10 protein-coding genes are annotated in these 13,459 nt (G+C 59.2%); 7 read left to right on the top strand and 3 right to left on the bottom strand.

Going from position 1 to position 13,459, the window contains the following annotated elements; all coding sequences use genetic code 11:
* A partial coding sequence (locus VN887_16930; protein HXT41694.1) for a LamG-like jellyroll fold domain-containing protein occupies positions 1-2,641 on the top strand: 2,641 nt, incomplete at its 5' end.
* A 63-nt stretch (positions 2,642-2,704) separates the two neighbouring features.
* Positions 2,705-3,427, top strand: coding sequence for a glycosyltransferase family 2 protein (locus tag VN887_16925; protein HXT41693.1), 723 nt, complete (start codon positions 2,705-2,707; stop codon positions 3,425-3,427).
* A 47-nt stretch (positions 3,428-3,474) separates the two neighbouring features.
* Here VN887_16925 and VN887_16920 read toward each other — a convergent pair whose 3' ends face one another.
* On the bottom strand, positions 3,475-3,918 hold the full coding sequence (locus VN887_16920; GenBank protein HXT41692.1) for a DUF5069 domain-containing protein: 444 nt from the start codon (positions 3,916-3,918) through the stop codon (positions 3,475-3,477).
* Between the two features lie 118 nt (positions 3,919-4,036).
* Here VN887_16920 and VN887_16915 point away from each other — a divergent pair, with 118 nt between their 5' ends.
* From VN887_16915 to VN887_16900, 4 genes are all read left to right on the top strand, one after another.
* Positions 4,037-6,346 carry a cation-translocating P-type ATPase gene (locus VN887_16915; GenBank protein HXT41691.1) on the top strand — a complete coding sequence of 770 codons (2,310 nt, stop codon included), beginning with the start codon at positions 4,037-4,039 and terminating at the stop codon, positions 6,344-6,346.
* Between the two features lie 232 nt (positions 6,347-6,578).
* The gene (locus tag VN887_16910; protein ID HXT41690.1) at positions 6,579-7,217 is read left to right on the top strand and encodes a DUF1080 domain-containing protein; all 639 of its coding nucleotides are present in this window, start codon (positions 6,579-6,581) and stop codon (positions 7,215-7,217) included.
* Positions 7,218-7,256: 39 nt separating this feature from the next.
* The gene (locus VN887_16905; GenBank protein ID HXT41689.1) at positions 7,257-8,057 is read left to right on the top strand and encodes a TIGR04255 family protein; all 801 of its coding nucleotides are present in this window, start codon (positions 7,257-7,259) and stop codon (positions 8,055-8,057) included.
* Positions 8,041-8,700 (top strand): hypothetical protein, encoded by a 660-nt coding sequence (locus VN887_16900; protein ID HXT41688.1) that lies wholly within the window; start codon positions 8,041-8,043, stop codon positions 8,698-8,700. The genes VN887_16905 and VN887_16900 overlap by 17 nt, the downstream gene beginning before the upstream one ends.
* Positions 8,701-10,113: 1,413 nt before the next feature.
* Here VN887_16900 and VN887_16895 read toward each other — a convergent pair.
* On the bottom strand, positions 10,114-11,067 hold the full coding sequence (locus tag VN887_16895) for an esterase-like activity of phytase family protein (protein ID HXT41687.1): 954 nt from the start codon (positions 11,065-11,067) through the stop codon (positions 10,114-10,116).
* 214 nt (positions 11,068-11,281) lie between these two features.
* On the opposite strand from VN887_16895, the gene VN887_16890 reads away from it, so the two are divergent.
* Positions 11,282-12,748 (top strand): rhamnulokinase family protein, encoded by a 1,467-nt coding sequence (locus tag VN887_16890; GenBank protein HXT41686.1) that lies wholly within the window; start codon positions 11,282-11,284, stop codon positions 12,746-12,748.
* Positions 12,749-12,860: 112 nt separating this feature from the next.
* On the opposite strand, the gene VN887_16885 is transcribed toward VN887_16890, so the two are convergent.
* On the bottom strand, positions 12,861-13,459 hold a 599-nt coding region (locus VN887_16885), incomplete at its 5' end, for a hypothetical protein (protein HXT41685.1).

The following is a 13,459-nucleotide window of genomic DNA, read 5'->3' as shown; positions in this document are numbered from 1 at the left end:
CTGGCGGCTCGAACATCTGCCTGACTTCGTTCAATGCGGCGATCCGTGGTTCCGCCCCGTTTCCATTCACTTCGGTCCCGACGGCTGCCTTTACATCGTGGATTGGTACAACAAGATCATTTCGCACAACGAAGTGCCCCGGAACCATCCCGAGCGCGACAAGACGCGCGGCCGCATCTGGCGCGTGCGGCACGAATCGCAAACACCGCGCGCCAACGTTCCCAACCTTTACCAGGCATCCGACTCCGAACTGCTCGATCACCTCAACGCTGCGAACACCTGGGAGGTCAACGCTGCTTGGCAGGAAATTGTGGACCGCAACGCCGTTTCACTCGCACCCAAACTCGCCGGGATCGTCACGAACGATGCTCAACCGAATGATCTGCGCATCCGCGCTCTATGGTGCCTCGAAGGGCTGGATAAAGTTGAACTGAGGGAACTGGAGAAGCTGGCCACGGCCCCGCACCGCGCGCTGCGCAAGGAGGCGTTTTGCGTGGCGCGGCGACTCCTCGACCGGCCGTCCGGCATTTCACGCGAGCAGGCATTGGCTCTCGCCAAACGCGGCCTGGAAGACCGCGATCGCCTGGTCCGACAGGAGGTGATTCGTCTGCTTGGGCAGATGTTGGCCGGGCCGACGCCCGCATCCGAGGTTTCTCAATATCAGGTCGTGACCCAGTTGCTCCGGGCCGCGGTGCGGATGCCTCCCCCGCAGGATGCGAAATGGTCTCCCTATTTTGAATCGTACGAACGTTACCTGGTCCGATTGGCGCTGGAGAAAAATCCTTCCGCCGTAAGCGTGTGGTTTGACGCCAGAGCAGACACGAGCAATGACCTGGCTGCACGGCGCGCCTTTGCCGCGGTCGCGATGGGCGGAATCGAAGGAGCAAAACGGCTGGCGGCGCTGCTGCCTCAATTGAAACGCGGCCTTTCGACCGAGGAACTGTTGCTCGTCGCATCCGTGCCGACCGATCCTGCGGCGAATGCGGCCTTGAAAGCCGCGCTTGCCGTTCCCGGCACGTTGCGACTTCTCTATGACAACCGCGTCCGTCTCCCCGATCACGCCGCGCTGGCGCCGTTGTTGACCGATGCCATCCGCGCGTTCTTGAAAAACGACCCGGGCGAGGCGAACCAGGATTTGCTGGTGAAACTCGCGACTGGTTTCCATCTCACGGGCCTCGAGGATGACCTGGTCGCTGCCGCGACGAAACCGGGAGCGAGCGCCGAACGCCAGCTTTCCGGGCTGCGCGCGCTTCGGGAGTCGGGTTCGGCGCGGGTGGATATGTTCCGCCGGTTTGCGACGAGCGGGAACACCGCCGTCCAACGCGAAGCCGTTACCGCCCTGGCGGGCACAAAAACAGACGCCGCGGTTCCGGCGCTGCTCGAGGTCTGGCCGTCCTTGACGCCAACGCTACGCAAAATGGCGGTTGATCGGCTCGCCAGTTCCGCGGCCGGGGCGAAACAGCTTGTGGCCTCGGTGGGGAGCGGCGCGATTGCGCGCGACGAGCTCGACGGCTACACGCTCGACAAACTCTCGATCGTGCTGCCTGACGACCCGGCGGTGAAGAAACTGGCTGCCGAGGTGGGTTCCGAATTGAAACCCGTGCTTCGTTTGAACGGCGGCGACGGCGACTGTGTGGACACGGACCTTGCGCTTCACGGGCCGTTCACGGTCGAGTGCTGGGCCAAGCTCGACCCGGGCATCAACAACCAGGATTCGATCCTCGCCGGACCCGGCGCGCTTGACGCCAATTTTCACGACGGCCGTTTCCGCGTCTGGGTCGGCGGCGGGGTGGGCGACATCGTCATTGCCACGAAGCCGGTCGCGCCCGAAGCGTGGACGCATCTTGCCTTCACGCGCGACGCGGACGGAAGGTTCCGGCTGTTCCAGAATGGCGAACTGGACGTGACGAGTCGGGCGGTTGAAAAAAGGGACTTCGAGCATTTGAAGGTGGGCCTCTCGAATCCTGCCGGCGGCACGGCAGGCGAGTTCGCCGAGTTCCGCGTCTGGAACGTCTGTCGCTCGCCCGATGAAATCCGCGCGTCGGCCAACGTCTCGATGGATCGTAACAGCCTGACGTCCGCATTGCTCTATCACGGAAGCGGTGACTCGTGGGGTAAACTGCAGGGCGGCGCGCACATCGAACGAACCGGCGATTTGCCGCCGATTTTGACCGAGATCGAAGCAAGGGCGCTTGCCGCGAAGTTCGCGCAATTCCGTGAGCTGGCGAACAAATCCGGCGACCTGACGCGTGGTCAGCAAGTGTTTGTGAGCACCTGCGGAGTCTGCCACGCGGTGAAAGGGCAGGGTGGAAAGATCGGGCCGGTCCTTGACGGCGCGGGCGCGAACGGGATTGAGTCGCTGCTGCGAAACGTCCTTACGCCGAACGCGGCAATGGAGGCGGGGTATCGGCGGTTTCGCGTCGAGACGCGCGACGGCGAAGTTCAGGAAGGGCTGTTCGTTTCACAGGATGACAATTCGGTTGTGCTCCGCCAGCCGAACACCGAAGACCTGCGCCTGCCTCGCGGCAACATCAGGCGCGCGGGATACACCCGCTTGTCCATCATGCCGGAGGGGCTGATTGAGGGGTTGAAGCCGGAGGATGTCAGCGACCTGTTCGCTTTCTTGAAGACGCTCAAATAGCACGGGGCTTTGCGCTGAACTTTCGACCTTCAACTTCCTACCTGCAGCCGCTAGTCTTCACTTGTGCCGGTTGAAATCTCCATCATCGTTCCAGTCCTCGACGAGGAAGACAACGTTCTGCCGCTCGCTCGCGAGGTCGTTGGGGCGCTGGAGAAGGAACCGCGGCCGTTTGAAGTGGTCTTTGTGGACGACGGCAGCCGCGACGGCACCTGGGGAAAAATTCTGGAGGCGCATCGGCTCGACCCACGCGTGCGCGGTCTCCGTCACGAGCGCAACAGCGGTCAAAGCGCCGCACTTTGGACGGGCGTCCGGGAAACCAACGGGCCGATCATTGCCACCCTCGATGGAGATTTACAGAACGATCCGGCGGACCTGCCGAAACTGCTCTGCGAGCTGGAGCACGCTGATTTCGTTTGCGGCGTGCGGGTCAACCGCCGGGACACGTGGCTGCGCCGCGTGTCATCGCGCATCGCGCGCCGGGCGCGAAGGGCCGCGTTGGGCGCGGACTTTCAGGATACCGGCTGTTCGTTGCGCGTCTTCAAGCGCACGGCGCTCGACGGTGTTTTTCCCTTCAACGGCTGGCACCGCTTCCTGCCGGTTCTCGTTCACGGGAACGGCGCGGTCACAAAAGAAACCTCTGTGAATCACCGGCCGCGCGCGGCAGGTGTTTCCAAGTACGGCGTATGGAACCGGCTTGGGCGCGGCATTTTCGATTTGATCGGCGTGGCGTGGCATCAAAAACGCCGGTTGCGGCCCGCGCGCTTCTCGAAACATCCGGACCCGTAAAAAAGCCGCCGTTCGGGAGAACGGCGGCTCGAATTGTCCGGAGGAAGTTACTTCAATTCTGTCTGATGGAACTCGTACCAGTCATCAAGGTTGTTGAGGTCCACCGCGCCGGGATTCACTGAACCTTCATCGGTGACTCCGTTCGCGCCGAGGATGCCTTTGCGCGTCGCGTCGTCGTGGATGTAACCCCGGACAGCCGAGTTGTGCTTGTAGAGGGTCGCCTTGTCGAGCTTCACGCCGGGTTGCTTCTTGACCCAGGCTTCGAACTGGCAGTAGGTCGGTTTCGAATCGTTGATGAACTTTTTCACCGCGTCCGCGTTCAACCCGAGCGCGTTGATGGTCATCATGTCGTAGCCCTTGCCGATGCCCGGATAACCGTCGGCCAGTTTGCCGCGGCATTCGAGCGACACCTTCAACCAGAGGCGCGGAAGGTGCAACACTCCCAGCGGTCCGGCGACTCCCGAACTGATCAACGGAACGATTTTAGCCATAAAATTACCTTTCGATTTTGTTGGTGTGATTGACGCGGTTAACCTAATGAAAAGCCGCTCCGCTGGTCAACGTGAATTTGACTGCGGGCGCGAGTAAAGGAAGGATAGCCACAGCTTTATGCACGCGCACGTCCATGAGCCCGCCGCGGAACCCACCGGTCGCCGCAACATTTCCGAGCTTACCGTCGGTGGGATGACCTGCCAGAACTGCGCGCGGCATGTCACGGAGGCGATCCAAAGTGTTCCCGGTGTCGCCAGCGCGGACGTGGGCCTGGAAAATGGCCGCGCGACTGTGCGTTGGAAATCCGGCGCGGAAACGAGTGTTGAAACCGTCGTCCGCGCGGTGAAGCAGGCCGGCTACGACGCCACACCGGCGGAAGCGGCCTGCTGCCACGCGGACGGGCCGCCGGGTTCGGCGCTCGAAACATGGAAGTTCACCGTGATTCTCGGAGCCACGCTTACGCTACCGCTCATCATCGGCGAATGGGTCTTTGGCTGGGGCACGAGTGACGCCTTCAAATGGATCGCCTTCTCCCTGTCCACGCCGGTGATGATCGTGTGCGGCGCGAGGTTTTTCCGCGGCGCCTGGAGCCAGCTCAAACGCGGCGGCTCGAACATGGACACGCTCGTCGCGCTCGGCTCCAGCACGGCGTTCGGCTTCAGCCTGTGGGGTCTGCTCACCGGTTGGCACGGACATCTCTACTTCATGGAGGCGGCCGCGATCATCACACTGATCAGTGCCGGGCATTTCATTGAAGCGCTGGTCGGTTCGCGGGCCGCGGGTTCGTTGCGCGCGTTGATGAATCTGGCGCCGCAAACGGCGCGGAAACTGGACCCGGACGGCGAAGAAACCGAGGTGCCGGTCGCGTCATTGCGCGCCGGTGATCGGGCCGTGTTGAAACCCGGTGACCGCGTGCCGACCGACGGCGAAGTCATAGAAGGCGGTTCGGCCGTGGATGAGTCCATGCTCACGGGCGAATCGCTGCCCGTCGAAAAGGCGGCCGGTGCGAAACTCTACACCGGCACGGTGAACCAGAATGGCCGGCTCGTGATGCGCGTCATCGCCACCGGCGAAGCCACCGCGCTGGCGCAAATCATCGCCGTCGTCCAGCGCGCGCAAAACAGCCGGGCGAACATCCAGAAGCTCGGCGACCGCGTGAGCAACGTGTTCGTGCCGGTGGTGGTGCTGATTGCGCTGGCCACGGCGTCATGGTGGGGTTTCGCCTACGCTCACGCGTTGAGCGTCGGCCAGTCCATTGCGCCGTATCTCTGGCCCGTTCACTTTCCGGCCACCGCGCTGGCGGCTGCATTCATTCAGGCGGCGGCGGTGTTGATTGTCGCGTGTCCCTGCGCGATGGGGCTGGCCACGCCGGCGGCGATCATGGCGGGCACGAATGCCGCCGCGCAGCGCGGCATTCTCATCCGTGACGGCGCGGCGCTGGAAAAGTCGGGAACGATCACCGCCATCGTGTTCGACAAAACCGGCACGCTGACACAGGGAAGACTTTCCGTTGCGGCCGTTGAAGACTTGCGCGACGCGTCGAATCGTTCTGTTCCAGTTGAAGAATTGGCCGCCGCGCTCGCGCAGCCGTCGAACCATCCGCTCAGCCTGGCGGTGGCCGCTCAAGACCGGGGAGCGCAGGCCGCTGGCCTGCCGGACCCGGCGGCCCGCCGAATCCAAAGTTCCGATTGGCAGGAGTTGCGCGGTAAAGGCGTGCAGGCGGGTTTGGACGGATCTTTGTTCCGACTCGGCTCGCTCAATTGGCTCCGCGAAACCGGGGTTGACCTCACACGCGCGACGAAGTTCGTCAACGATTGGTCTGCGCAGGGCGCGACCATCCTCGGCCTTGCCGCCGACGCTCAACTCGTCGGCCTGTTAGCGTTGCGCGATACCATCAAACCGCATGCCGGCGAAGTGGTGAGGCAACTCAACCAACAAGGCAAAGCGACTTATCTCATCACCGGCGATAACCGGCTCACGGCCGCCGCCATCGCGGAGCAGGTCGGCATCGCGAAAGAAAACGTGTTCGCTGAAATTCGCCCGGAGCGAAAGGCCGAGATGGTGAAGCAGCTTCAACAGCGCGGCGAGCGCGTCGCGTTCGTTGGTGACGGCATCAACGACGCGCCGGCTTTGGAGCAGGCCGACCTCGGCATTGCCGTCGCGAAGGCCAGCGACGTTGCCCGCGAGGCTGCCGACATCATCCTGCTCAAGTCCGACATTCAGGCAATTCCGGAAGCGCTCGGTTTCGCACAGGCAGCTTTGCTCACCATCAAACAGAACCTGTTTTGGGCGTTCTTCTACAACGCCGCTTCCATTCCGCTGGCCGCGCTCGGCTTCCTCAGCCCGGTGATTTGCGCCGCGGCAATGGGCCTCTCGGATTTGGTCGTCATCGGCAATGCGTTGCGTCTGCGAAAGTGGAAAGTGTAATCTGGCCGGCACGCACAGAAATTCCCTCATTAGGCCCGGCCGCTACGAATGAGAGAGGGCATCCAGATGCGACGCGCGCCGACTGAGGGCAGTCGGCCTGCAACGCGGGGCGTTCTTCTGTAGGCCGCGTGTCCTCACACGGCGTTTGACCCGGCGGCTACGTATGGAAGTCACGGCTCGACAGAGCCTCGCCTCACCGTTATACGATCGGGAAGAACGCAACGCTCCAACTATGAAAAAATCACTTGCTGCCACTTTCGTTTTGCTCGCCGTGTTTTCCTCGAACGCCGCCGATTCCGGCAGGGTCGTTCCGATCTTCGACGGCAAAACATTCAAAGGCTGGGACGGTGACACCAACAAAACCTGGCGCATCGAGGACGGCGCATTCGTGGGCGGCTCGCTCAAGACAACCGTGCCGGAAAACCAATTCATCGCCACCACGCGCTCATTCACCAACTTCGTGCTGAAGCTTAATTTCAAGCTGACCGGCACCGAAGGTTTCATTAACGGCGGCGTGCAGATTCGCAGCGAGCGCACGAAGAACCCGCCGACTGAAATGAGCGGTTACCAGGTGGACATGGGCGATCCCGAATGGTGGGGCTGCATTTACGACGAGTCTCGACGGAACAAGGTCATGGCCAAGTCCGACATCAAAGAGGTCAACAAGGTGTTGAAGCGTGGCGAATGGAATGAATACGTCATCCGCGCGGAAGGGAAACGGATACGCGCCTGGATCAACGGCCTTCAGACGGTGGACTACACCGAAGCGGACGATGCCATCCCGCAATTCGGCCGGATCGGCCTGCAGGTGCACGGCGGCGGCAAGACCGAGGCGTGGTACAAGGACATCACTATTGGGGAGTTGCCGTAACTGATCGCCGTTGCTGCGTTAGACAGGCCGAAGCCATCAATGAGGAAATACAAGAGGCCACCAATTGTGGAGCGAGCCTTTTCGGTCGGGGTTCAGATCGATGAGGAGTTGTTTCATCGTCGAATAGAAGAATGGAAAGATTTGCTGCAAAAAAGTTTCCCCGAGATGGAAACAATTACCGAGTGGCAGATCAAAGTTACCCAGAAGGATGGGATGCCTTCGTTTGACCAGAACCATCAGCGAATGTCCTTGAAACACAGATTCTGGAAAGGAGGCCAAAGTAACAGAGACAAGGGAATACAAGTATGGAGAGATCGAGTGGCTTTTAATCTCGTGGGAGGACCGGCCAATCCGCGCCATTATGAGGAACTGGAGGAGTTCTCGCACGATTGGTTGCCACGCTGGGCTGACCATTTTGAAGTGAAAACGTTGCGCGGGATTACACTGGAATATGTTAATTTTATTTCTTTTCAGACCGTCCCGAAGTTTGCGAGCGAAAACAAAATTGACTTAAAGAACATATTGAATTTTTTCTCTAACCTTCCAGGACCTGGCAAAACGCTCATTCCGCCATATAACTTTGAGATTAACTTAGGAATCACTGAGACGCCGCCGATGCGGTTTAGTGCTCATTTGCAAAACATTGAATCCCAACCCGGTAGCACTTTGGCATTGCGGCTCGATTTTAAGGCCACAACGGAAGGTTTGGGCCGCAAAATCTCACTCGACGAAGTTAAAAATGAGCTTAGACTAGCTCACGATTTGATTTTGCAAGAGTTCGAGGCGTATTTCACCGTTCAAGCTCGCGACAGTTTTGGCCCCTATGATTCTGGCACCTGACATTCCAACCGAAAGAGCGAGCTACCTTGCTAACGAGCTTCCACGAACGGTTGAAGTTTCGTCTTCATCTCAATTCGATCTTGATGTGCCAATCGAAGCGGAATTGGATCAGCGTCACTTTGCGTTTGGAGAATACTTTCTCATACTCGAGCGTTATCCTACAATTGCCTATTATCGCCGAACCTATGAACTAGAAATCCGTGGCTGGAACGTTCGCCTTCCGTGGCAAAGAGGGGGAGAGATTAGTCGTGAAATTATTCGAAAGTTTTTGTTCCTTCTCCGGAAAGCGGAGCGGAAGGAGCTAAGCAAGCATGAGGAGCGAGAATGGGAGGAAATTTCCCGCCAAGCAGACTACCGCAGATTTTGCGTCGAGCATGCGCCTGCGATCTTTACAGAGGGTCGACTACTCGCCGCCACACCGGCTGACCTCGAGATCGAATGGCATGATGGAACCAAGGAGGTTGTTCCGAGGTCGGTAGCAAAGTCTCTCGAGTTGTTGAATCCCGGCGAATCGTTTACGGCGCTCGCAAATTTCGGAGAAGGCAATAAGCTTGTGTCGATATCGCAAGTTGCTCCAGCTCCTTCAGCCGAAGTCATCGACGGGGAAACTTTGTGGAGGTCATGGCCCAGCAACCGCTCGTAGTCGAGTTTTGGGATGTCGGACAAGGAGACTGTAGCGTCATTCATTTGCCCAGCGGGGAGATTATCTTGATTGACGTAGGACCTAGGGGAAATCCTATTTCAGGTTGGCTTATCTCACACGGGAACATAAGGGTACATAGCATTGTCTTGACGCACAATGATGCCGACCACATAGGGGCTCTTAACGCTGTGGTTGATGGGGCGCGTTCACGAATTGGAACTGTCTATTTTCTCGAAGATCGATCCAGGAAAGACGACGTGTTCGTTCGACTAGTCCGTCGCCTCGATACCGCAAAGAAGTGCGGCGAAGTGACCAATATCCGTCGCCTTGAAGCCCCCAGGGTGCTCTGGTCTGATAGTAATTCAGGAAGCAGTTTGGAAGTTAAGTTTCCGCCTGTTCTGTCGAATATTATGGCGCCCAGTGCCAATGAAACCGCCGGAGTCTTATCACTATCGATTCATTCAGCAGTTAAGATTCTGTGGGCGAGCGACACGACAATAGAAAACGTTGCTGCTCAATGCCAAGGTTCAAGACCCGAGTATTTGGTCGGACCTCACCACGGGGCGCCCGCCGACCGTGGAGATAAAAGAGCTTTGGCGTGGCTGAAAAGCGTCTCACCTAGAAAGGTAGTTGTGTCCGTCGGATCAGGAAACGATTACAAGCACCCGCAAGTAAATTATATCCGCGATGTCCGGACCTCAGGTGGCGCGGTAGTTTGCACTCAGCTGACGCCTCGTTGTGAGAATAAAAGAAAATTGAGAGACGTCATAAAGAGCCACGCACGCCTTGGACTGCCGCAGCCCAATAGTGGATTCACCTGCAGAGGACCCATACGGTTAACGCTCGAGGGTGGTGATTTTGTGAGCAACGATACGCTAGACGTCGAACATGCGGTCAGCATTCTGAAGCTTAAGAGTCCTCGGTGCGTGGAACCATTTTGATCAAAAAATCCCTTCCGTCACGTCATCGGCGTGTGCTTGAACTTCTTCATTCGGCCAAACGAAACGCATTCCACCGTGTAGAGATTATCGTGTGAATCCGCGGTCTGCGACATCCGGTCACAGACCGCGCTACCGCAAGACGTTTGAAAATCCATGTTCCATCCACGTTCAATCTGTGGCTCAAAGACGACATGAAAATCACCCGGTTCTTGTTGAGTTGGTCACTATCGTTCGCATGTTTTTTAAGCAATGCGGTTTCGGCGCAGCTCGCAACCGGCGTCCGCGGCGTCGCCACGCATGCAGGAATTGACACCGCGGGGAGGGGCTGCCGGACGCCACGCTGGAATTGTGCAAAAAGTTGGACGCGACTGTGGATTCAGTCGCCTTCTGATGGAGCGGAAGCCCTTCTGTTTTGGGAAGTCGTACAGCGCATGCTTTCATTTATCGAGGAACTTGTGCTGTAATTCTCATTTCACGGGTTCATTTTTGCGCGACGATCCGGCCGCGGACATCGGAACAACGTCGGGCGCGGGTCATCGGGGTGGCGGACGCGCCCCAGGCCGTTGTTGTCGGTCACGAGCCAGAAGTCGTGGTCGTCAACGGCCAGTCCTTCCATGACCCCCACGAACGGCAGCACGAGGCGGTATTTATTTTCGGGAGCGGTCTCCATCGCCCGGAAATCGTATTCCGCCAGGACACGATGGGAGTGCGGGTCAACGCGGAGGATGACGTGATCCTCACGCATGAGGACATACAGCTCACCTCGGAACCAGCAGAGATCGGAGTAGTGCGGTCCCCAAGGCGCGAACACGCTTGATCGCACCGCGAAATCGTCCACCACTTTGAGCGTCTTGAGATCAACGACCACGATCCGTCCCTGCTCGCGTTCGTTCGCCACGTATAATTTGGCGCCGCCGATGGCGATGCCTTCAAACGACGCGTTGCGATCGGTCTTGCTGAAATATTTTTGCACCGGCGTCCAGTCGATGTTGAGTCGTTCGACCTGTCGCGTCATTGGATCCCAGCGCAGGATCCAGCGGTTCTCTTCTTCGCAAAGGTAAACGCGTCCGCGCTCGTCCACGGTGATGCCCTCGCAATCGTAGCGGTCGATTTTTTCCGGTGCGAACTGCGCGAGTTGCGCGGCAGTAAAACAGTTGGGCAGTTTGTCCAGTTCTGAGGCGTCACCGTCAGGAGGAATCTGAATGCGATAAACGGAAGGTTCGCGATCGCTGACCGCGAGCAATTCTCCCTGCGGTGTAAGGTATAGTCCCGAGGCGTCAAAGCGTTCTCCCCTGGGAAGATTCAACCGCCATGTTTGCGCGGCGGAAAGCTGGTAACGGGGCCATTGGATTGATTCGCGTGGAGTAGCACAGCCGGTAAAAAGGCCCGTCACAGCCACAAAAGCGAGCGCGATGAAAATCCGCACGCAGGAGTTGTATCAGAACACTTCTTGCTGACAAGCGGCCTGCGATGGTCGCGACATCGCTCGTGGACTGGCGCCGCGGTCCGCGTCCCGGGCAACGCGCTTGTTTCTTGATGCCGGATGCGACAACCGTTATGGTCGCGAGCGCGGATGGGTTCCGCGCATTCGGGGGCACCGGATTTGAGCCGCGCGGCGAATTGGCGAGTCAATTTAAGCTATGAAGACGACCTACTACATTGCCTGCGATCTCGGTGCGGAGAGCGGCCGAGTGATCGAGGGCACCCTCAACAACGGCAAACTCGCCTTGAGCGAGCTCCACCGGTTTTCCAACCAGCCCATCAAGGACAAGGACTCGCTCTGCTGGAATATCCCGCAGGTATTCCAGGAGGTTCTGGTGGGGCTGCGCAAGGTTGCCGAGCACCAGGACCCCATCGCCTCTCTCAGTTGCGATTCCTGGGGGGTGGACTACATGCTGTTCGAGGCGGACGGTTCGCTCATCACTCCCACCTACCATTACCGCGACGCGCGCTCCCAGACGGGGATGAAGGAGGTGCTCGACAAAGTCCCGTGGGAAACGATTTACGCGGAGACGGGCATCCAGAAAATGCCGATCAACACGCTCTTTCAACTCGGGGCGGAAAAATCCAAACGCCTCGGCAAGGCGCATCAACTGCTCTCGGTGGCGGACGGGTTCAACTACCTGCTGTCCGGCGCGGCCAAAATGGAGGTCTCCATGGCCAGCACGACGCAACTTTACAATCCGGTCACCAAAAACTGGTCCGACAAATTGATCCATGCGTTGAAGTTGCCGTCGAAACTGTTTCCGCAAATCGTGCCGTCCGGGACGCCGCTCGGACCATTGCGTGCAGACATCGCCCAGCAAACCAAACTGGAGGACGTGCAGGTTATCGCGTCCTGTTCACATGACACGGCCGCGGCCGTGGCGGGACTGCCGGCCAGCGGCCAGAACTGGGCCTTCCTCAGCTCGGGCACCTGGTCGTTGATGGGCGTTGAAGTGCCGGAACCGATCATCAACGACGCCAGCCGCGAGTTGAACTTCACCAACGAAATCGGCTACGGCAATTCCGTTCGCCTGCTCAAGAACATCGCCGGTCTCTGGATCATCCAGGAATGCCGCCGGCACTGGGCCGAAAAGGAGCAGGACCTGGACTACGACGTGATGACACACCTGGCTGCATCGTCGCCGCCGTTCGAATCCCTGATCAATCCGTCCGATCCCCGTTTTCTGGAACCGGGCGACATGCCTTCGAAGATTCAGGCCTTTTGCAAGGAGACCGGCCAACTCGTGCCTCGCAAGCCGGGCCCCATTGTCCGCTGCGTTCTGGAGAGCCTCGCGCTGCTCTACCGCCGGACGCTGGGAGACATCGAAAAAATCACCGGTCGAAAAATCGAACGGTTGCACATCGTGGGCGGCGGGACAAAAAACAGCCTCCTGAATCATTTTACGGCGAACGCCCTCCAGATCCCGGTGGTGATCGGCCCGACCGAAGCGGCGGCGGCGGGCAACGTCCTCGTGCAGGCGATGGCGCTGAACCATGTGCCCTCGCTCGAAGAAGCGCGCAAAATCGTCCGTGATTCGTTCAGCATGGAAATCATCCAGCCTCACGTCGCGGCGTGGAGCGCCGCGTACGACCGGTTGGAAAAGCTGGTAAGCGGAGCCTGATTTCTGGCGGATCGTTGGATGGCCTTTATGGCTTTGGGGAGGTGCGTGGCTTGCAGGCATTTCCTTGCGCGCCAGCCGGCCTCGCTGGCCCACACCTGCCGCGGCGTGTATTTCAGCGATGGTTGGCCGTAGCACTACATGCATAGCTGTAACCGGCGATCGCGCCCGCTACCACGGCAACCACCGCCACCGCGACAATCACGTCGCCCGTGGTTGTCAGCGGCGTTAAGAGCACGCGCCGGAATTGGCTGCCGCGGTCCACATACACGGGCAGCGTGTAAGGACCGAGTTCAGCACCAAACCACACAAGCGTGAAATCCTGACTGTCTCCGGAAATATTTGCGAACACCACTTCGCCAGTTGGCGCGTTTGTGTCTCCGAACCCGGCCACCGGGACCAGTTTCAATTCCATGACCTTGTCCGGGCTGACGAATTTCGGACGCTTGCGGTCCTCCAGCCGCCGAATGTTCGGTTTGAAGAAAAAGGCGCGGCGCCGGATGGAATCGTTTTTCTCGCGCAACTCGTCGTACGTCACCAGCACATCCTTGTCGTCCTGGGTGCGATAAAGCTTCAGGTTCGGTGTCGGCGCGGGCAGACAGCGGTTGACTCCGCCTGCATCCCAAAGCCGGCCGGTCATCGTCGAGTCGCGCATCGTGTCGCACCCGGTCGCCAGCGGCGCAAGCGAAGCGGTGAGAAAACAGGCGATAAACT

Source organism: Candidatus Angelobacter sp. (assembly GCA_035607015.1).
GTDB lineage: Bacteria > Verrucomicrobiota > Verrucomicrobiia > Limisphaerales > AV2 > AV2.
Note: the sequence above shows the minus strand (reverse complement) of the source record. Positions and strands in the feature narration are given on the sequence as shown.